Below are 20,127 nucleotides of genomic sequence, written 5' to 3' on the forward strand. Positions count from 1 at the left end.
GAGACGACCATGCCCATCGACCAGCACATCAACTGGACCGTACTGCCGGCGGGCCTGTCCGACGACGGCACCCAGGCCAGGGTGTCCGTCTTCATCACCCCCCGGCTGAACGCCTCCGGTGAGCCCGGGACAGACGGCACACTGAGCCAGTTCCACGACTTCTTCGACTGGCCGGGGAAGGTCGGTGCGGCCGTCTTCCAGTTCGCGACGGAGAACGGCACCCCGGGGACTTCCGCGGTCTTCACGGGCAGCCTCCGGCCGCAGGGCCCGGCGCCCGATCCCGCCCTGTGGGCGAGCGTCTTCCCCGCGGACACGCGACTGGAGCCGTACACCTTCAGCACTCCGGACACCAGCTCACGGGAGGTCCGCAGCTACTCGGTGGCCGAGGTGCGCGACTTCACCAAGCGGACCTACGCCGGCGCGGGCCGGATGTGGCCCGACAGTCCGCCCTCGACGTGGGGAGCGCTGAACGCCCAGAGCCCGGCCTCGCAGACCCCGCACGGACAGGGATCCGGGAGCCCGACCAAGCCCTTCGAAACGACGACCGGGTCGCAGGGCCCCGACCTGGCGGAGCTGGCCTTGCTGAAGAGGTTCCACTCGAACGCGCCGCTGAAGAAGGTCGCCGGCGACACCGACCGGGGCGCGCCGCAGCCGGTGACCGCCAAGCCTCCCGACTTCCATGAACTGCTCACCCATCTGGGCGACCACCCCGCGCTGCTCAGGCGGCTCGGGCTCGTCCTGGACTTCCTGCTGCCCGCCGATCGCCTCCCCGTCTCCTCGGGCGAACGGCTGCTCACGGTCGTACCCCTGTGGCCGCCCGAACCGAAAGCGGACCCGCACGACGTCTCCTCCCGCACCCACTACGTCTTCCTCCCGGACCGGCACGTCTTCGTCCCCGCGGCCAAGGCGGCCACACCCGGTGATCCGCTGCCGCCGCCGTCCCGGGGCCTGGTCGCCCTGGGAGCCCGGGACGAAGCGGGGGAGAACAACTTCATCTGGGAGCAGACCGACTTCGACGCCGTCGCCCTGGGCATGCTGGCTGCCACCGGGGACTCCGTCGGCCTGAGCCCTGTGCGCACGCCCGGAATAGCGCTGTCCCAGAACCAGCGCGTGTCCAACCTGCCCCCGGAGTTCGCACGCGCGGAAGTGCACGACAGGGCCTTCACCGGGGTGCTCGCGAAGAACAACCCCGAGGTCGCCCCGCCGGACGCCCAGCCCCCGGACGACGACGCGGCCGCCCCCGAACTGTTCGCCGAGGACGTGGTGCGCGGCCACCGGATGGACATCTGGGACGACCAGAGGCACACGTGGTTCTCCCTGCACGAGCGCGACGTGGAGTACCGCGGGCGGGACTCCGGACCGCTGCTGCTCACCGTCTCGGACGAGGGCTTCTTCCAGGAGCACCTGGTCTCCTCACGCGACGATTCCACGCTCTACGTACCCGAACAGCTGGCCACCTGGGACGGATGGTCGCTCTCGGCCCACCGTCCGGGCCTGGTGCTGGACTCCGCGGAGGAGGAGCCCGGCAAACCCCCCAAGCCGCCCATGCCCCCGAAGAACGACGCCGGGCCGGGCGTACCGTTGGAGATCACGGTCAGGGCGCGGCCCGGCTCCCTGCCCAGGCTGCGCTTCGGGGCCGGCTACCGGGTGCGGCTGCGCACCGTCGACCTGGCGGGCAACGGCCTCGACGCCGCACAGGCCACGGCTCTGACGGACCCCGCGGCCCCGGCTCCGACCGATCCGGAGGACCTGACGCTTCCTTCTGCCGGACTGCTGCGGTTCCAGAGATTCGAGCCCGTCCTCGCGCCGGCCGTCGTACCCCGGCTGCCGTTGCAAGAGGGCGCCTCGCCCTACCGGATGGTGATCCGGAGCAGCCCGGGCCCCGCACCGCCCCCGGCTGACGCTCCCGGCGCACCGCAGACCACGGCACCGGTCCTGCTCTCCCGCGTCCAGTTCCAGCTGACCAACGACGACGTCCGCACCGTCCAGCAGGCCCTCATCGCCGACGGCCACCCCCTTCCGGGCGGCGCCGACGGCGTCTTCGGCGACCTGACCAGGGCCGCCTACGCCGAGGAGCAACGCACTCAGGGATTCTCCGGGAGCGACGCGGACGGCAACCCCGGCTGCCAGTCCCTCACCGAGCTGGGCCGCAAGAACGGCTTCACCGTCGACTGCGGCGCCGTTACGGCACCGTCGGGCGGCACCGCCGCGGAGGAGTACGCCGCGGCCTTCAACGGGTCGCCGCTGGTCACCACGGGGGGCCACGCCCCGTACCAGGGAAGCGACGAACGCCACCTGGTGGCACCGAAGGCGTCGCTGCAGTGTGTGGAGCGCCACGGGCTGCTGGACGAGGCCATCGGGTCGAGCGACCACGGCGTCCAGGACGCGGTCTACGACCTGGCCGTGCGGGAGAGCGGCTCGCTGAACGACGTGACCGGGCCGGACGTGCGGCCCGCGCCGATCACCTCACCGACCGCGGACCCCGCCCACCCGCCGACGACCGCCCTGCACACCGGCGAGCAGGTCGAACTGCCCTATCTCCCCGAACCGCTCTCCTCGGGAGCCGTCTTCCTCGGCCTGCCCGGGATGCCCGCCGACCAGCCGTTCTTCGTCCCCTGGAACGGCCCCGTCTGGCATCGGCCCCAGTCCTTCCGGCTGAGGCTGGCCGAGGGCAGTGGGCCGCCTCGCTTCGACGACGCGTCCAGGGTGCTGACGGTCCTGCTGCCCAAGGGGGCCGTGGCGGTGGTCCAGGTGTCTTCCGGGATCGATCTGGACGAGGACGTGATGGGCCTGGCCACCTGGTTCAGGCAGACACCGATGCCGGCGTCGGGGTCCGGTCCCGTGCCGCAACCGGCCGACCAGGTGCTGGCGCTGGCCTCGGCCGGCGGGCACTGGATGTTCACCCCGGGGCAGGACCTGACCCTCGTCCACGCCGTGCAGAAGCCTCTGCGGACCCCCGTGCTTGGCCTGGCGCAGCAGCCGCCGCGTCCGGAGAAGGCGACCGGCCAGCACCTCGCCGGCACCGTCGCGCTCGACGAGGACAGTACGGGCCGGATCGACCTGGTCGCGGAGTGGTCGGAGGTGACGGACGCCGGCCCGGCCGGCCGGGACAGCCGCACGATGACCGCCCCGGTCTTCGGACTGCTGACGGCGCGGGCGAGCCGGACCGGGACCCCCGGCAGCGAACCCGCACTCCTCCAGAACGGTGTCCTGTCCTTCAGCACCCAGGCGGCCGAGGACAAGTCCGTCACCGACAAGACCCCGCCCCTCATCGGGAAGCACGAGTTCGGCGACACCAGACACCGGACGGTGCGCTACCGCCCCCTGGCGGGCAGCGGGTTCGGCGACTGCTTCCCCGCGCAGTTCGCCGACCCGGGCCAGAACGATCTCACCGTACAGGGGGCGGCACAGGAGTACTCGGTACTCAGCAGCGCACCGCCCACGGCACCGCGCCTGCTGTACTGCATGCCCACGCTCTCCCTGGAGCAGGGCGACGGGCCGTCCGGCGCGATGGTCAGACGCCGGCACGGCGGCGGTGTCCGGGTGTACCTGGAGCGCCCGTGGTTCTCCTCAGGAGACGGCGAACTGCTCGGAGTGGTCCTCGGCGAGCCGCCCGGCGGCGACCCGGACTCCGTCCGCGATGCCTGGGTCACCCTGATGGGCCGCGACGCCCTGCACCGCTCGGCCCCCGTCGTCGCCCCGACCGCGGAGACGTTCACCAACGCCGTGAGTCCGCCCGCGAAACTCTCGCTTCCCACGCCCACCGGCACGCTGCCCGTCACGGTGGTGGGCTTCGCTCCGCAGTTCGACGCGGACGAGGAGGGCGGCCGCTGGTTCTGCGACCTGGAACTGGACACCGCGGACGCCTGCCTGCCCTTCCTCCGGCTCGCTCTCGTCCGCTACCAGCCGGATTCGATCCCCGGAGCCGAGATCTCGTCCGTCGTCCTCGCCGACCTGGTCCGCACCCTGCCCGACCGAGAGCTGACGGTGAAGTTCGGCCGGCCACTGTCGGTCAGCGTCACCGGCCCCTCCTGGGATCCCACAGGTGCGCAGCCGCCCCGGATCACCGCCGCGCTGCAACGCCGGCACGACGTCGTCACCGACGAAGACCTCGGCTGGGTGACCCTCGACGACACCGTCACCCCACTGACCTCGATCGACGCGGAGTCCTCCCACCGGCCCTTCTACACCGGCCAGGTCCCGGTGCCGCCGGAGCGGCGGGACGCACCACTGCGCCTGCTGGTCATGGAGACCGAGGGTGTGCCGGCCGACGGACACCCCCCGTTGCCGCCCCAGGGGCCGGTGAACACGCCGTCCGCGCCGGAGGGGCCGGTGATCTACTGCGACACCGTGGAGGTCCCGCCCGGTCAGGGAGGGCATGACGACGGCGATGACAGAGACGGCAGGGGCGACGGGGAGGACCGGCACGACCGATCGGAGGACGACGGTGACGATCACGACGGGCCCGGCCGACCGGGCGGGTTCGGCCGACCGGGCGGGTTCGGCCACCACTGAGCGGGCGGCAGGCGCGTGACCGGCCAGGACGGAGAGGAGACAGCGCCATGTTCGACAGCGTGCGCAATTACTGGATCGGGTTCAATGATCCGCTCGAAGGCCGGGTGGGCTTCATGTACCTGGACCAGAAGGGCTGGGTGAGCACCGGCATCGGCAACAAGATCGACGAGACGGAGAAACCCGACTCGGCGCCGACCGCCGAGGAGCGCGAACGCTCGCTGGCCGAGGCGCGGGAGTTCCGGTGGCTGGTCAACGACGACGGTTCGCAGGCCACCGCCGACCAGGTCGCCGCCGACTGGGACGCCGTCAAGGGGCATCTCGAACTGGCACCTCAGGGGCACAACGCCTTCAGACCCCCGCTCACCTCCCTGCACGTGGACGACGACGAGATAGACCGAGGTGTCTTCGCCAAGCTCGACCAGATGGAGGCGACCCTCCTTTCCCGTACGGAGTTCAGCGGCTTCGCCGCCTGGCCGGCCAATGCGCAGCTGGCGACCCTGAGCATGTGCTGGGCACTGGGACCGACGCTGAACGACTTCCCCGTGTTCCGGGCGGCTGTCGCCAGGAACGACTGGAACGGTGCCGCGGACGAGTGCCACTTCACTCCGGACGAGGGAACCATCCAGATCCGCAACAAGCTCGACCGGGAACATTTCCTGCTGGCACAGGCGGTCGCGGACCAGGGGCAGCCCGTGGAGCAGATCGCGATGCAGCTGTCCGACGTGTTCGGAGTACAGGGTGCCCTGCTGGCTCTCGGATTCAAGCCGGGCAGGCAGGACGGCGCGGACGGTCCCAGTACGCGGGCCGCGGTCCAGGCGTTCCAGACCGCCAACGGAATCGACCCGGCGAACGGGCAGTTCGACGACGCGGCCACGGTGAGCGCTCTGGGGTCCCAGCTCGCCGGCGCGGGCTTCGACGTGCTTTCCGTGTGATCCGTCAGGAGATCCGTAGGAAGTTTGAGAGGTGGCCACGATGGCTTCGTTCGACATCGACCTTTCCAATCCGTTCCCGTCGGGCTTCACCGGGGGTCTCGGAGGGCCCAACCAGGGGGGCCACCAGCCACCGAACTGGTACATCCAGTTCGGCATGGACCTGGGCGCGGACGAAGGCACACAGATCTTCGCCGCTTTCGACGCGCACATCACCAAGCTGACGCCGCACGACCCCGGTGCGGACACGCAGAAGGTCTACGGAGCCCAGTTGTTCATGCGCGCCCCGAACGACATGATGGGCGGTTTCTACACCCATCTCACCGATGTGCCGCCGGAGCTGGCCGTCGATTCCCCGGTCAGCAGGGGCGACCTGCTGGGCACCGTGCTGAGGTTCGACCCGACCCCGCCTCATCTCCATCTGGCGCTGGTAGAGATCATCGGCGGCGCGCCGGGCGGCACCTACCAAGGCGTCGACCTGTACAAACTCTTCCTGGACACGGCCAACACGGACACCGTCACCACGGTGACGTTCACGCAGGACGGCTCACCACCGCTGGTCGGCTGACACACCGACGGCTCGCCACCGCCTGGGGTGGCCCGCCCGGGCCCACGCGGCTTTCCCGCAACGCGGCGCCGCGCCTGACGTTCGACCGCTTAGCCGTGCCGGTCCCCCAGCTCCGGCTGACTCGTGTGAAGTCCCTGCGCCTACACGTGCCGGCGTCCGGCGTGGGTGTCGCCGGGAGCGTCGAGCAGGGCGATGCGGACCGTGATGCGTTTGCCGACCAGTTCGCGCCGCACCGCGAAGCCCTGGGCGACGGCAGCCACGATCTCCAGTCCGTGCTGGCCGACCCGCCCGGCGTCCGCGGCCCTGGCAGTCGGCAGCACGGGGTCGGAGTCCCACACCTCGACCTCCACCACGTCGCCGAGGATACGCAGGTCCAGCAGCGCCGGCCCGGGCGCGTACTTGCGGGCGTTGGTGACCAGCTCGCTGACCACCAGCTGCGTGAGGTCCATGGCGCGCTGGGAGACGGACAGGCCGTACTCGGCCTGCGCACGAGTCAGGAAGCCGGCGGCCAGGCGGCGGGCCTGGGCGATGTCCCTGCCGTCCCCGTCCAGGGCCGCCGTGGTCTGTATGACCTGCTCCCCCGGTGGGGTGCCGTCATCGCCCACAGGCACTGATTCCACTACTGCCGCCTTCACTACCCCATTCACTCCCGCGCGCGTACCCGCGCTTGCACGGCGCACACCTCTCGTCTTTCCGCCGTCGGCTCCTTGCCCCCCGGAGAGCGTGCGGAAGCGGCCCGCCCCTCCGTCCTCACGGCCGTCCCCGACATGTTTCCGCTGCCAAAGGACTCTGTGACGTCCACCGCCGGTCACTGAACCCGGGCCCTGCGACCTGACGGCCGGGGGCCCACACCGTCAGGGCATCGACCGCAGCCGGTCCAGTTCGCTGCCGATCGCATCCCGCAGCAGATCGTGCTGCGGGCCGAGCTTGTACCGCTCGTCACTCCACCGGTCACGCGGATACAGCCACACCGGCTTGCCCACCAGCTCGGCCGGCTCCCACTCGAACCGCGGCCAGACGTGGGCATGCAAGAACGGGTCCGTGTTGCCGAGGATCTCCCGATTGACCCGGCGGAAGCCGGGGTCCAGCCGCCGGCAGGCCCGCTCAACCGCTTCTCCGAGCTGGTCCATGCCGGACAGCAACGGCCTGCTTCCAGCCGGAGGACGGCCACTGCGGGGTCGGATCACCGACTGCCGGTATCGGAGGCGTCTCACCGTGAGCGCGTTCATGCGGCCCGACCGCACGCTGGGCCGCGGGCGCGGCCCAGCGTGCGCACGGCGGTCGTGGTCACCTGTTCGGGGGCCTGACAGCCGCCCCCGGGACGAGGGTGGTGCGGTCGAAGAGGCCACCGTGCGAGGCGGCGTACGCGATGGCGTCGTTGACGGCGCCGAGGCCGAACGACCGGACGTGTTCGGGGGCGAGGTCCAGCGCGCCCGACGCGAGGAGCCGGATGATGCCGACGTTCGCCGTGCGCGGGTACATCCACTGGCCGCGCACGGTGACCGAGTTGCGCATGATCCACGGGTAGGGGAGTGCGAGGTCGTCGCCTCCGAGCATGCCGACGCCGCCCATGAGGACGACACGACCGTACTCGCGCACGGTCATCGCCGCCGCACGCGCCGCGGAGCTGGGGGCGCTCGGCGGGAGCATATCGATCACCATGTCGATCGGGCCGTCGGCCGCCGCGGACATCGCCGCCCGGTCGGCGGCCTCGTCCCCGGTCAGTTGCACCGGGCGCACACGTGGACCGAACCGGTCGGCGAGGAGGTCGAGCGCTGCCCGGTTGCGGCCCGGCGCGACCACGCGGCCCGCCCCCATCGCGAGCGCGACCGCGACGGCACTGCTGCCGAGATTGCCGGTGGCCCCGCTGACGAGCAGCGTCTCACCGGCCGCGAGCCCGCCTGCCAGGAGCCCGCCGTAGGAGATGGTGTGCACACTGAGCGCGGCCCAGCGGGCCGGGTCGTCCCCAGCCATGGCGGGCAGCGGGAAGACGTTCTCCGTCGGGACCCGCATCAGTTCGGCGAACGCCCCGTCGTGCATGTACTGGGCGAGCCGCGCGCCGCCCTCGCCGCGCGAGCTCCACCCCTGGAGCGTGATGTCGGGCGTCAGGGCGTCGTCCCGCGAGCGCACGGTGGAGTCGCACCACACCAGGTCGCCGGCGCTCAGCCGGGTGGCGTCCGGGCCGGCGTGGACGATCCGTCCCACGCCGCCGACCCCGGGCACGACAGGAGGGACCAGAGGGTAGTTGCGTTCGCCGCCGAAGACCTCGGCCGCGTACGGGGGGACACAGGTGGCCAGCACCTCGACCACCACCTCACCACCGCCGGCCTCGGGGTCGGGTATCTCCCGCACCGTGAGCGGGGCGCCGAACCGCGTCAGTACTGCTGCTCGCATGCGATGACCTCCATGTTCGTCCAAGTCCTTCGGCATCGACACTAGGAGTTCGACGGGCCATGCGGGAAGCGACGATCGCGCATGTGTGGTATGCGTACACAGCATGGACATCTCCAGTACGGGCCTGCGGGTCCTGCAGCAGATCGCGGAATCCGGCAGCTTCACCGCGGCCGCCGCCCGGCTCGGCTACACGCAGTCGGCGGTCTCACGACAGGCCGTCTCCCTCGAACGGAGCGCGGGCACCACCTTGTTCGACCGCCGCCCCGACGGGGTGCGGCTCACCCCCGCGGGCCTGACCCTGCTGCGCCACGCCCGCACCATCCTGGACTGCCTCGCGGCGGCCGAGTCCGAGCTCACCGGCACCGTCCCACGGACCGAACCGGTGCGACTCGGACTGTTCCTGAGCGCGGGCGCCGTCGTCCTGCCCGCCGCGCTCACCCGGCTGGCGGCAACCGACCCGCAGATCACGGTCACCACGACCGAGGGCACCACGCCCACCCTGGTCCGGGCGCTGCGGGCAGGCTCGATCGACCTCGCCGTACTGACGTCCCGCCCACCCCACCGGCCCTTGGACGGTGAGTCGCCGCGCCTGCACGTCGAGACCGCCGTGGACACCGAACTGGTCCTGGCGACGGCTTCGATGGGGAAGTTCGCAGGCCGCACCACGGTGCATGTCGACGAACTGGTCGACGCCGCGTGGATCGCCACCCCGTCGTCGCACGCCGAGCCACTGCTCGGTGTCTGGCCCGGCCTGCCCGGACGGCCGCACATCGTCCACCGCGCACGCGACTGGCTGACGAAACTCCAGCTCGTCGCCGGCGGCTTCGGAGTGACGACGGTGCCGTCCCGGCTCTCGCCGGTGCTACCGCCCGGGGTGAGCCTCGTACACGTCGAAGGCGTGCCACGTGAGATCCGCCGTGTTCTCGTGGCGCGCCTCCCCGGCCGCCCCACCCCGGCGATCACGGCCGTCACCCGAGCGATCACCTCGACCGTCTGACAGGTGCCGCCGGGGCGGTCGGCCGACCCCGGTCACCGTCCGCGCGATCATCCCCGCGTCCCCCGGATTCATCGACGCCGCCGACTCGCCCGTCGCGCTGCGATCGACCGCCCACGCCCTCGACGGGCACGGCGGCACCAGCCCGCCTTCCTGCCCTCCGACGCCCGCCTGCCGGTGGGGGGGCGGCGCCGGGTTCAACGCACCCGGCGTCATCCGCTTCCGCGCCGAGCGTGTCACCCGCCACCGGCCTCGCACTCGTCTGATACGGATCGACGAGGGACACCCGGGCGTCCCCGACCATCTCGACGACCGCGCCCGCAAGGGCCCATAAGCCACACCCGGCCCTCCCGGGCCGCCTAACAACTTACGGAGAACCCATGGCACCCAGCGAGGCCACCTACGCCGTCACCGGTGCCTCCGGCCGCCTGGGCGGACGCATCGCCCGCCGCCTGGCCGCCGCCGGCATCCCGCAGACCCTCCTGGCCCGCACCCCGGCCCGCGCACCCCAGATACCCGGCGCCACCGCGGTGCCCGGTGACTACGGCGACCACGACGCCCTCGTCCACGCCCTGCGCGGCACCGACCGCGTCCTGATGGTCTCCGCCTCGGAGTCCCCCCACCGCCTCCAGCAGCACCGCGCCTTCGTCGACGCCGCGGCCGCAGTGGGCGTCGCGCACCTGGTGTACATCTCCTTCTACGGCGCCGCGCCCGATGCCACCTTCACCCTGGCCCGCGACCACTGGCACACCGAGCAGCACATCCGCGCCAGCGGCCTGCCCTTCACCTTCCTGCGCGACAACCTCTACGCCGACTTCATGCCCGCTCTCGTCGGCGGCGACGGCGTCATCCGCGGCCCCGCCGGCGAGGGCCGGGTGGCCGTCGTCGCTCAGGACGACATCGCCGACGCCGCCGTCGCGGTGCTCCGTGATCCCGGCCCGCACACCGGCCGCGCCTACGAACTGACCGGCCCCCAGGCGCTCACCCTCACCGACGTGGCGGCCACGATCACCGCCGCCACCGGACGCCCCGTCTCCTACGTGCCAGAGACGCTCGAAGAGGCCTACGCCTCCCGCGGAGGCCACGGTGCTCCCGACTGGCAGCTCGACGCCTGGGTCTCCACCTACACCGCGATCGGAGACGGATCCCTCGCCCAGGTGACGGCGTCCATCAGCGAGCTGACCGGCCACCCGGCCGCCTCGCTTCAGCAGGTACTGCGCCCCGGTCCCGGCTCGGCACCCCGCCCCTGACCCGTCGGCTGTCGCCTACGGCCGCGCCGGGGCACTTCGCCACAGAGGCGGAGCCGCCCCGCCTCCCACGTGGGCAGCGATCGGGTGGTTCGCGCCTCGGTCGCGCGGTCCTGGCCCCGTGCTGAGCAGTGTGTGCTCCGGCGCTGTCGCTGCGGAAGGGCCGCCGCCGGCTGCCGGCGATGCGGCCCCCTCCTGCGAGCTTTACGGGCCCTTCGCCCGAGCGCCCCCACCGCTTGCCTCGAACGGATGACACCCCTCTGACCGGCTGACGTGGCCCGACCGGTCGCCGTGAACCGGTGGCCGGCGGCCCGGACGAGGCTACTGCGTCTCCGGAAGCCGGTACACGGAGACATGAGAACGCGACTCGGCCGTGAACTCGGCGCCGGTCCAGTCCGCGTGCCGGGTTTCCAGCTCGAACCCGGCCAACTGCGCCATGAGATCGAGTTCAGCCGGCCAGATGTAGCGGTGCGGGCTGCGCAACAGCCGTGCCTGCTTGGTCTCGTCGAACCGGAAGTGGTGCGACACGACCTGCTGTCGCAGGACGTCGTAGGTGTCCAGACCGATATAGCCGGGTTCGGACTGCCAGACAGTGGCGGCCTGGCCCGGGGGGAGCTTACGCAGTTCAGGCACCCAGAGCTCGACCACGAACCGTCCACCGGGCACGAGATGACGAGCGGCGTTACGGAAACACTCGACCTGCTCCGCCTGAGCAAGCAGGTTGGAGATCGTGTTGTAGACGAGGTAGACCAGGGTGTGCTCCCCCGGCGCGACGGTGGTCGCCATGTCACCGATGATCACCGGGACCGTCGCCTCGTCCACCTTGGAGCGCAATTGCTCCACCATCGGCAGTGACAGGTCGATGCCGGTGACCGGTACTCCTCGCTTCGTGAGCGGAATGGCCACCCGGCCGGTCCCGATGGCGAACTCGACCGCTGTTCCCTCCCCTGCGAGCCGGGCAAGACGTTCCACGGCCGGCCCCAGGACCTCCGGCGCGAACATACCGGAACCGGGTGTGTCGTAGCCCTGGGCGGTGTCCGCGTCCCAGATCTGCTGCTGCATGCTCCCCACGTTTGCCGCTGTCCCTCAGCCCTGTCCAGCGAATATCGCCTTTCAGGCGAGGACCGGCCGGCGACGAGCGGTCCGGGACCAGGGCGTCGGTCGTCAGTCTCACCTGCCCTGCCCCGTCAGTGCGGCACGCAGCTACGCAGGACCGGGCCGAAGGCGGACCGGCTCCGCCCGCGGTCTGTGACCCCACGGTGTGTCAGTCGTCTTCACGGTCGTGGTCCGTTCCCTCGTCCTCCATGTGGTTCTGGCGGACGAGGGCGGGGGTGACCTCGCCGGTCTGTGCGTCGACGGTGACTTCGGTCCCGGTGTCGTGGCCGTCGGCGATGTCGACCTTCCAGACGGCCTTGCCCGGCTGTCCCTCCAGCTCGACTTCGGTGACGGTGCCCGCGAGGGACCTGGTGGCCGCGGCGACGGCCTGCTTCAGGTCGACCTCGGCGCTCGCGGCGAGCGTACGGTCGTCGACGGAGTCGTCCTGGGCGCCGGCACGGCCGTCACCGTCGTGGTCACCTTCGTGGTCGTCGTCGTGGTCGTCGTCGTGTGTGTCTGCCGTGGTGCCGTCGGTGGCATGTGCGTTGTCGCCAGCGCCGGCGCTGGTACTGGCGCTGTCCCTCTCGTTGTTGTCGTCCGCGAACGCGACGGCGGATGCGGCACCGGCTCCACCGAGTACGACGGTGGCCGCGACCACCGCTGCGACGGTGCGGCGACGGCCGGCCGAGGAACGCTTGAGGGCCTTCATCGTGAGGGGGTCCTTTCCTCCGAACCTGCGGACCGTGCCGCAGGGATGCCGACGTGTCGGCTGGACGCGGACACCATGCGCCGACGCTCCTGAAGCCCCGCTGAAGCGACCTGAAAATTGCTTCAGGAAGGGTCTGAGACCCTGGAGGGCATGCGCCTGCTGATCGTAGAGGACGAAAAACGCCTCGCCACCGCCCTCGCCCGTGGCCTGGCCGCCGAGGGCTTCGCCGTAGACCTCGCCCACGACGGTGTCACCGGTCTGCACATGGCGCAGGAACAGGACTACGACCTGATCGTGCTGGACATCATGCTGCCCGGGCTGAACGGCTACCGGATCTGCGCCCAACTGCGGGCGGCCGAGGACGACACGCCCATCCTGATGCTCACCGCCAAGGACGGCGAGTACGACGAGGCCGAGGGCCTGGACACCGGCGCCGACGACTACCTGACCAAGCCGTTCTCCTACGTCGTGCTCCAGGCTCGCATCCGGGCCCTGCTGCGCCGGCGTACCCGCGCCGGCAGCACACTCGTCCGCATCGGTGACCTGACCGTCAACCCCGGTGCGAAGCGGGTGGAACGAGCCGGGACCGACATCACGCTGACCGCGAAGGAGTTCGCCGTCCTGGAACACCTCGCCCTGAACGCCGGGCAGGTGGTGTCCAAGGCGGACATCCTCGATCACGTGTGGGACTTCGCCTACGACGGCGACCCCAACATCGTCGAGGTGTACATCAGCGCCCTGCGCCGCAAGATCGACGCCCCGTTCGGGCAGCGCTCCATCACCACGGTCCGCGGCGCCGGCTACCGGCTGGAATCCGACGGCGGCCGTCATGTCTAGGCTCTTCGCCTCGGTACGCGCCCGCGCCGCGCTCGCCGCCACACTGGTCGTGTCCGTCGCCCTGGTCGCCGCCGGTATCGCGGTCGTCACCGTACTGCGCCACAACCTCGTCGACCGGGCCGGCCTTGAGTCGGAGGTCACCGCCCGTACGGTGGCCGGCTCCCAGGCCGCGCTGCACGGGAACTTCGGCTCACTGAACCTGCCCGAGGACGACGGTCATCCCGTCCAGGTCGTCGGCTCCCCCGGCAAGGTGCTGGCTGCCGGAGACGACCTGCACGGACACGGCCCGCTCACCGACTATGCCCCCGCCCCGGCCCCCGGAGGCCCCGCCCCGAGCCGTTCCTCCGACGAAAGCGACGACGACCACCATCACGACGACCATACTCAGGACAACAAGGACAGCAAGGACAACAGCAACGACAACAAGGACGACGACAACGACGGCGACGGCAGCCCGGCCCGGGGCAAGGTCGGCACGGACGTGGACCACAAGACCCTCACCCTGAAACTCGGCGACGACTTCCACGACTACGCCTTCGCCGCGGTCCGGGGAACCACCTACGACGACCGCACCTACACCGTCTACGCAGGCACCTCGCTCGAGGACTCACAGGCCACCCTCGGCCAGGTCATCCAGGCCATGCTGATCGGCCTGCCCTTCCTGCTGGCCGTCGTCGCGGCCGTCACCTGGCTCGTCACCCACAGGGCGCTGCGCCCGGTGGAGGGCATCCGCGCGGAGATGGCCGAGATCACCGGCAGCGGCGACCTGGCCCGCCGGGTCCCCGAGCCCGCCTCACGCGACGAGATCGCCCGTCTCGCCCGCACCACCAACGCCACCCTCGCCGCGCTGGAACAGTCGGTCGAACGCCAGCACCGCTTCGTCGCCGACGCCTCCCACGAACTGCGCAGCCCCATAGCGTCCTTGCGTACCCAGCTGGAAGTCGCCGAACAGCACCCCGAACTCCTGGACACCGCCGACCTGCACCAGGACGTCGTACGCCTCCAGCACCTGGCCGCCGACCTGTTGCTGCTCGCCCGCCTCGACGCCGGGGAACGCGCCACCGGCACACTGATCGACCTCGCCGCGCTCGTACGGGAGGACGTAGCCCGGCGGGCCACGATCGACCGCATCGCCCCGGCCGTCGCCCTCGACGACACCACACTCGAAGTGAAGGGCAGCCGAACCCAGCTGTCGCGCGTCCTCTGCAACCTGCTCGACAACGCCCAGCGGCACGCCGCCACGTCCGTCACCGTGACCGTGCGGGCCGTGGGCAGCACGGTCGTGTTGAGCGTTGCCGACGACGGCCACGGCGTCGCCCCGGCCGACCGTGAGCGCGTCTTCGAACGCTTCGTCCGCCTCGACGAAGCCCGCACGCGCGACGAGGGCGGCGCCGGCCTCGGCCTGGCCATCGCACGCGACGTCGTCCAGCACCACGGCGGCGCCCTCACCCTGACCGACGCCCCCGACGGCGGCGCCGACTTCCAGGTCAGGCTCCCCCTCGCCCACTGACGTCCGGTGGCCGCTGCGGAATGTGCCGCTCCGGGCACTGCTCCACCTTTGCCGACATCGCCTACCCGGCCCAGCCCGACCAACCTGGTCCCCTACGACGGTAACCGTGTTCGGGCAGCCTCGCGGACCCGACCTGAAGACGGCTTCAGGTGACTTCAGCCTGGCTTCAGGAAGTCTCCGGCACGGTGGGTCTCGTCCGAACACACCGTGCCGGCAGGCCCCGAGGATGACAGTCAGCCGACGTGCGGGACGAAGGACTCACAGGCCGCGGGCATCCTCGCGTCGCGGCCCGGGGCCACCGGAATACAACTGATCGGCAGGAGACACCATGAGCAATTCCACGCGCATTCAGACGGAAGCCCGCGAACTGGCGGAGGGGACCACTGAGCAGTTCGAGCTGCGCAGCGCACCGCTCGACCCGAAGGCGGTGGCGAACCTCGCCGAAGTACGGGTGCCGATCCCCCGGTCCATCCTCCTCGGCAGGGTGGCGGTGCCCCCCGGGGACCCTCGCGGGGCAACCGATCACGCGCTCTACCTCACCCCTGGCGGCTACGCCTACCGGGTCACGAACTACCTCGGTGGCCGGCGCACCGACGGCGGGTCCTCCCTCGGTAGCCTCATGACGACGCCGGTGTGAGCTGGGGCCAGGGCCGGGGCACCGTTGACGCCGTCGCCGACGACCAGCATCTCCCGGCGAGGTCCGGCATCTTCGGGAGCGGGCGGGAGAGCGAGCCGCGCGGCGTGGAACAACTCCCGTCCGCGGCGCGGCTGCTCTGCCTCTCCGGGCTTATCCCCAGGAGCCGCCGACGGGCTGACGGACCCACAGTTCCGTGTGGTTGCTGCCTCCGCAGTAGAACCAGTAGGGGCCGCTGCCGTTGCGGGGGTGACCCCACCAGTCGCTGTTCCCGTTCGCCTGGTTCTGGCAGGACTTGCCCGCGTTGCGACGTCCAACCCGCAGAAGCTGACCCGGCTCGACGAACCGGCCGATCTCACCAGGTAGCCGCGGCGCGGGTGTGGTTACGTCGAGCGGCTGCGGCAAACTGCGCTGAGCACCACCGGCAGCACGAGGCGGCCGCCGCTCACGGCAGCAGAGCCGCGGCGAGTTCGCCGGGCCGGGCGGCGAACGGGCTGTGGCCGCCGGGGAGGGTGCGCACCGTGAACGGGTTGCCGGGCACGGCCCGGTCGGCTTCCGTGATCATCAGGTCCTGCACGGCCGGGGGCAGCGCCCGGTCGTCCGCGCAGCGCAGGAAGGTCCGCGGTATTCGTCCCCACCGCGAGCCGGTCACGGTGACCGGGGTGGTGGGGACGGACAGCGGCAGATCGGTGCTCAAGGCCGAGCGCCAGCGGCCGAAGCGGTCCGGTGGCGTGTCGTGGTAGTGGGTCTGCCGCAGCTCCTCGACGTAGGCGGGATCCGGTGAGAGCGGGTTGATCCGTACGGCGCCCAGCTCCTCGGGGTCGCCGAGGTTGAGGCTCCGTCCCCGTGCCGTGGCGTTCTCGGGCGAGCCTAGGTAGTCGAAGAACCGCGGCCGCCCGGCGGGGACGAAGGCCGACAGGTAGACGATCGCGTCGACGAGTTCGGGCGCCCGCTCGGCGGCCAGTGACGCGGGGCCGCCGCCCGCGCTGTGCGCGACGAGCACGACACGGCGGTGGTGGCGGACGCGGCGCAGCGTGTCCAGCACGCTGTCGGCGCAGTCGTCCATCGTCACGGTGGCGAGCGGGGACTTCTCGGTCAGCAGGCCCGGCTGGCCGGGCAGGAGGTATCCGCTGGGCAGCGGTGCGTCGAAGCCGTGCCCCGGCAGGTCGACGGCGGTGCTCGCGGCGCCGAGTCCGGCGAGTGCGCGCTGCGTCGCCGCCCACTGGCCGGAGCCGTGCCATGCGCCGTGCACGAGGACGAAGACGGTGGTGGGCGGGCTGAGGTCTGTCATGACCGCATTCCACGTGCCCCGACCCCGGCTATCCAGTGAAAGATCTGGCAAGCGGCCCTGCGATACTCAGAAGATATCGAGAGGAGGCTGACATGGAGGCGCGGCACCTGCGGTACGCCCTGGCTCTCGCCGAGCACCAGCACTTCGGCCGGGCGGCCGGTGCCCTGGGCATCGCCCAGCCTCCGCTGTCCAAGCAGATCGCCGACCTCGAACGCGAGGTGGGGGCCCGGCTGTTCGACCGCACTCGCCAGGGGGTGTTCCCAACGGCGGCGGGCGTGGCCTTCCTCGCCCGGGCGCGCAGAGCGCTCGACGAGATCACGGCTGCCTCGGTCGATGCGGCCAGGGCCGCGCGCGGCGAGACGGGCCGGCTGCGTCTGGGGTTCATCGCCTCGGCGCTCCTCGAACCCCTGCCGGCCGTCCTCGGCCGGTTCGGCCGCGAACGTCCCCAGGTACGGCTGGAGCTGCACGAGATGGCGACCAGCCGCAGCACAGCCGCCCTCGTCGCCGGTGAACTGGACGTGGCGATCACTCTCGGGCCGCCACGGGGCGCCGGGGCCGAGCATCTGGTGTCGGTCCCGATCGGACACGATCACCTGGTCGCGGTCGTGAGCAGCACGCACGCGTACGCGGGCCGGCCGTCGGTGAGCGCGGACCAGTTGCGGCGACAGCCGCTGATCGTGGCGCCCGGCGACGAGGAGCCCACCGTCATCGCCGGGTTGCGCACCCTGCTGGGCGGGGACTCTGCGGCACTGTCCGGCGCGACCGTCGCGAGGGACATCCACACGATCATCGGGCTCGCCGCCTGTGGTCTGGGGGTGGGGCTGGGGCCCTCCCGCATGCTGGCGGCCCCAAGACGGGGGACATGGTTCTGCGAGGTGACCCCGCGCACCCCTCTGCCCGACCTGATCCTGTCCTTCGCCGCCCGCGAACGTTCCCCGGTGCTGAACGCCTTCCTCGACGTCATCCGCCAGAACTGCCCCGACGTCGGCGCCGCACTCGACCACCGCCTCGGCCCCCGGCCCGTGGACGGCCCCTGACCTGCGTCCCGCGTGGCAGCGGTCCGGCCGGACCGCCACGCTCAGGGCCATTCACCCCTCTCACCGCCTCCGCCTCCGCCTCCGCCTCCGCCTCCGCCTCCGCCTCCGCCTCTAGGAGCCCACGGCGTCCTCCACCGTCGCCCGTGTCTCCAGGACCGTGTCGGCCCCCGTGATCTCCAGGAGCCGCCGAAGCTGGGGTGGCGGCGCGGCGACGCGCAGGGGGACCGACCGGTGGGTGAGGAGTATCAGATTGAGCAGTGCCGAGTCGGCGAAGGTGACACTGGAGGCATCCAGGACCACACGGGGATACTTCCCGGCGGCGACGGCCAGCGCGGTCTCCAGGGGCGTGATCGAGTGCCTGTCGTAGGCGCCGTGCGCGACGACGACCCAGGCTCCCCGCAGTTCGTACTGCATCACCGCGGCCCCCGCCGAAGCGCGTCCGCCGGGCTGCTTCGGCGCTTGCCCGCCATTCCCGGCAGCGCTCGTCATGTCGGGCATCAGGACCTCATCCCCAGGCACCTTCGAGCTCCTTCTGTCGCCCCCTCGCGGGAGCCAGTCAGCGATTGCACGAAAAGTATGTCACGTATCTGGGTTCGGGCAATGACGTGATCTAAGATGCTGTGCATGGTCGCAGTGCCCGAATCCCACACTGGCTGGACGTTCATCACCAACCACGCGCGCGTACTGGCAGCCATCGCCGACAACCCGAACATCCGGATCCGTGACATCGCCGCCCACTGCCGGCTGACGGAACGCGCCGTCCAGCGGATCATCTCCGACCTGGAAGAGGACGGTTACCTCTCCCACACCCGCGACGGACGCACGAACACCTACCGCATCGAGCCGGACAAGGTGCTGCGCCACCCGGCGGAGGCCGGCCTCTCCGTGGCCTCGCTGCTCTCCCTGCTGGTGCGCGACGAGACCGAACGCGTCACCAATCCGACGCCCCGCTCGCCGCGCATGGCGAATGCCAACGGTTCCTAGCAGGGCCTCGTCGGACCTGTCTCGATCTTGCCGTCCCGTTGCGGGCAAGGCCTGATCCGCCGGACACCGACAAGGTCAGGGGACACTGCCCCATCCGGGGTATAAATACGATTTGTCCGGGTATCACCTTATCGGGGAGGAACCGGCGCCGCCGCACCAGGCGCTGCCATCAGCGGACGCCACGCCGTCCGCCCAGAGAGGAGGGCACCATGATCGCCCTTGGCGTCATCCTGCTCATCGTCGGGTTCATCCTGCACATCGGCATCCTGTGGACGATCGGGATCATCCTGCTCGTCATCGGGCTCATCCTGTTCCTCCTCGGCTCCGTCGGACACGCGGTCGGCGGTCGGCGCCACTACTGGTAGGCGCCACTACTGCGGGCCGGGATCGGGAGTCGGAGCCCGTTCGGGGCGCGGACGCATGCTCGTACGGTTGCTGTACGTCCGGCCGGGCGGTGTGGCCGGGGTGACCGCGGGCGCGGCGCTGGAACCGCGAGCTCTGCTGCTCCTCCGGCACGACGGACGCGGACCAGGCGGTCATGCGAGGTCCGAGGCCGGTGCGTGCCGGAGGGCCGCGACGGGCAGCCGGAAGGCCAGGGCCCCCGGCATACGATCGACGCCGTTCGCCACCTGGGCAGGGCGTCGTGCCCAACTGGTTACAGCCCGACCGGGTTGAGGTAGGTGGCCGGGTGGGTGGCCCCGTCCTGCTTGAGGATCTGGCCACCGAACGGCCACTTCAGAGTGAAGTGCTGCGTCTCGTTCGGCGGTGTGACGAGGAACTTCGCCGGAACGAACTTCTCCTTCTGCGGCGTGGACCTGGCCACCGGCAGCAGGGTGATGCTGAAGTCCACCGTGGCCCCCCGCTCCAGGATCATCTTCACGGGCTTCTTGGAGGAGCGCACCAGCGACCAGGTACCGTCGCTCTTCTGAGCACCGATCATGTCGACACCGGCGAAGCCGGAGAGGGAGCAGGTGCGCTTGCTCCGGTTGGTGAACCAGACGTACGCCTGGGTCTGCTTCTTGGACTGCCCCATCTCCGGCCTCGCGTCCTCCCCCGTGGCGAAGCCGGCCTTCAGGTCCGCGGTGTGGCAGCGGGTGGGTCCGGTCCTGGCGGTGGCGGCCGAGGCCGGGACGGCGGTTGCGGCGGTGCCGGCGACGACGACGGCCGCCAGGGCCACAGCGGTCAGCTTGCTCTTCATGAGTTTCGGTTTCCCCTCGGATGTGAAGCGGCCACGCGAGGTCAGTGCGCGCCTACGCTCCTGAAGATGTGCGATACCCGGGGGTGGTTCGGTGCGCCGGGAACCGTTTTTCGGCGGCCGGGCTCCCGAGGGGCCCTGTACGGAAACTCGTTCGGTGCGGGCCGTTGCGGCGTCGTGGGGAGGAG

18 protein-coding genes and 1 pseudogene are annotated in these 20,127 nt (G+C 71.2%); 11 read left to right on the forward strand and 8 right to left on the reverse strand.

Translation table 11 applies throughout. The annotated features are described in order from the left end of the window. Positions 1 to 9: 9 nt before the first annotated feature. Genes AB0G56_RS32485 through AB0G56_RS32495 form a run of 3 tightly spaced genes read left to right on the forward strand, consistent with a single transcriptional unit; the run spans position 10 to position 6,012 of the window. A complete protein-coding gene (locus AB0G56_RS32485) occupies positions 10 to 4,515 on the forward strand; it encodes a peptidoglycan-binding domain-containing protein (RefSeq protein WP_360976547.1) in 4,506 nt (1,501 codons plus the stop codon). Positions 4,516 to 4,562: 47 nt separating this feature from the next. Next, positions 4,563 to 5,447: a peptidoglycan-binding protein gene (locus tag AB0G56_RS32490; RefSeq protein WP_360976550.1), complete on the forward strand. Its 885-nt coding sequence runs from the start codon at positions 4,563 to 4,565 to the stop codon at positions 5,445 to 5,447. A 40-nt stretch (positions 5,448 to 5,487) separates the two neighbouring features. Continuing rightward, the gene (locus AB0G56_RS32495) at positions 5,488 to 6,012 is read left to right on the forward strand and encodes a peptidoglycan DD-metalloendopeptidase family protein (RefSeq protein WP_360976553.1); all 525 of its coding nucleotides are present in this window, start codon (positions 5,488 to 5,490) and stop codon (positions 6,010 to 6,012) included. Positions 6,013 to 6,152: 140 nt separating this feature from the next. Here AB0G56_RS32495 and AB0G56_RS32500 read toward each other — a convergent pair whose 3' ends face one another. The 3 genes and pseudogenes from AB0G56_RS32500 to AB0G56_RS32510 form a co-directional block, all read right to left on the reverse strand. Beyond that, entirely contained in the window at positions 6,153 to 6,632 is a 480-nt protein-coding gene (locus tag AB0G56_RS32500; protein WP_360976556.1) for an ATP-binding protein, read from the reverse strand. 234 nt (positions 6,633 to 6,866) lie between these two features. Further along, positions 6,867 to 7,151, reverse strand: a pseudogene (locus AB0G56_RS32505) (diadenosine tetraphosphate hydrolase); the annotation flags it as partial. Between the two features lie 148 nt (positions 7,152 to 7,299). Continuing rightward, positions 7,300 to 8,406 (reverse strand): zinc-binding dehydrogenase, encoded by a 1,107-nt coding sequence (locus tag AB0G56_RS32510; protein ID WP_360976559.1) that lies wholly within the window; start codon positions 8,404 to 8,406, stop codon positions 7,300 to 7,302. A 103-nt stretch (positions 8,407 to 8,509) separates the two neighbouring features. Here AB0G56_RS32510 and AB0G56_RS32515 point away from each other — a divergent pair, with 103 nt between their 5' ends. Together AB0G56_RS32515 and AB0G56_RS32520 are read left to right on the forward strand one after the other, a co-directional pair. Next, the gene (locus tag AB0G56_RS32515) at positions 8,510 to 9,403 is read left to right on the forward strand and encodes a LysR family transcriptional regulator (RefSeq protein ID WP_360976562.1); all 894 of its coding nucleotides are present in this window, start codon (positions 8,510 to 8,512) and stop codon (positions 9,401 to 9,403) included. Between the two features lie 377 nt (positions 9,404 to 9,780). After that, entirely contained in the window at positions 9,781 to 10,650 is an 870-nt protein-coding gene (locus AB0G56_RS32520; RefSeq protein ID WP_360976565.1) for an SDR family oxidoreductase, read from the forward strand. Positions 10,651 to 10,968: 318 nt separating this feature from the next. Here the strand turns inward: AB0G56_RS32520 and AB0G56_RS32525 are convergent, their stop codons facing one another. After that, positions 10,969 to 11,709, reverse strand: coding sequence for a class I SAM-dependent methyltransferase (locus AB0G56_RS32525; protein WP_360976568.1), 741 nt, complete (start codon positions 11,707 to 11,709; stop codon positions 10,969 to 10,971). 202 nt (positions 11,710 to 11,911) lie between these two features. Further along, complete coding sequence (locus AB0G56_RS32530) at positions 11,912 to 12,451, reverse strand: PepSY domain-containing protein (protein ID WP_360976571.1); 540 nt, start codon at positions 12,449 to 12,451, stop codon at positions 11,912 to 11,914. 150 nt (positions 12,452 to 12,601) lie between these two features. Here AB0G56_RS32530 and AB0G56_RS32535 point away from each other — a divergent pair, with 150 nt between their 5' ends. The 3 genes from AB0G56_RS32535 to AB0G56_RS32545 all read left to right on the forward strand — a co-directional run bounded on the left by AB0G56_RS32535 (position 12,602) and on the right by AB0G56_RS32545 (position 15,435). After that, positions 12,602 to 13,288, forward strand: coding sequence for a response regulator transcription factor (locus AB0G56_RS32535; RefSeq protein ID WP_360976574.1), 687 nt, complete (start codon positions 12,602 to 12,604; stop codon positions 13,286 to 13,288). After that, the gene (locus tag AB0G56_RS32540) at positions 13,281 to 14,798 is read left to right on the forward strand and encodes a HAMP domain-containing sensor histidine kinase (RefSeq protein WP_360976577.1); all 1,518 of its coding nucleotides are present in this window, start codon (positions 13,281 to 13,283) and stop codon (positions 14,796 to 14,798) included. Before AB0G56_RS32535 ends, AB0G56_RS32540 begins: the two co-directional genes overlap by 8 nt. A 328-nt stretch (positions 14,799 to 15,126) precedes the next feature. After that, complete coding sequence (locus tag AB0G56_RS32545) at positions 15,127 to 15,435, forward strand: hypothetical protein (RefSeq protein WP_360976580.1); 309 nt, start codon at positions 15,127 to 15,129, stop codon at positions 15,433 to 15,435. A 442-nt stretch (positions 15,436 to 15,877) separates the two neighbouring features. On the opposite strand, the gene AB0G56_RS32550 is transcribed toward AB0G56_RS32545, so the two are convergent. Next, positions 15,878 to 16,723 carry an alpha/beta fold hydrolase gene (locus AB0G56_RS32550; protein WP_360976583.1) on the reverse strand — a complete coding sequence of 282 codons (846 nt, stop codon included), beginning with the start codon at positions 16,721 to 16,723 and terminating at the stop codon, positions 15,878 to 15,880. A 92-nt stretch (positions 16,724 to 16,815) separates the two neighbouring features. On the opposite strand from AB0G56_RS32550, the gene AB0G56_RS32555 reads away from it, so the two are divergent. Next, positions 16,816 to 17,760: a LysR family transcriptional regulator gene (locus AB0G56_RS32555; RefSeq protein WP_360976586.1), complete on the forward strand. Its 945-nt coding sequence runs from the start codon at positions 16,816 to 16,818 to the stop codon at positions 17,758 to 17,760. Positions 17,761 to 17,871: 111 nt separating this feature from the next. On the opposite strand, the gene AB0G56_RS32560 is transcribed toward AB0G56_RS32555, so the two are convergent. After that, positions 17,872 to 18,279: an STAS domain-containing protein gene (locus AB0G56_RS32560; RefSeq protein ID WP_360976589.1), complete on the reverse strand. Its 408-nt coding sequence runs from the start codon at positions 18,277 to 18,279 to the stop codon at positions 17,872 to 17,874. A 105-nt stretch (positions 18,280 to 18,384) separates the two neighbouring features. On the opposite strand from AB0G56_RS32560, the gene AB0G56_RS32565 reads away from it, so the two are divergent. Beyond that, positions 18,385 to 18,744, forward strand: coding sequence for a helix-turn-helix domain-containing protein (locus AB0G56_RS32565; protein WP_360976592.1), 360 nt, complete (start codon positions 18,385 to 18,387; stop codon positions 18,742 to 18,744). A gap of 209 nt (positions 18,745 to 18,953) precedes the next feature. Then, entirely contained in the window at positions 18,954 to 19,109 is a 156-nt protein-coding gene (locus AB0G56_RS32570) for a DUF6131 family protein (RefSeq protein WP_360976595.1), read from the forward strand. A gap of 290 nt (positions 19,110 to 19,399) precedes the next feature. Here AB0G56_RS32570 and AB0G56_RS32575 read toward each other — a convergent pair whose 3' ends face one another. Next, on the reverse strand, positions 19,400 to 19,942 hold the full coding sequence (locus tag AB0G56_RS32575; protein ID WP_360976598.1) for a DUF4232 domain-containing protein: 543 nt from the start codon (positions 19,940 to 19,942) through the stop codon (positions 19,400 to 19,402). Between the last annotated feature and the right edge of the window lie 185 nt (positions 19,943 to 20,127).

The sequence above is a fragment of the Streptomyces sp. NPDC021356 genome (assembly GCF_040641015.1).
Lineage (GTDB): Bacteria > Actinomycetota > Actinomycetes > Streptomycetales > Streptomycetaceae > Streptomyces.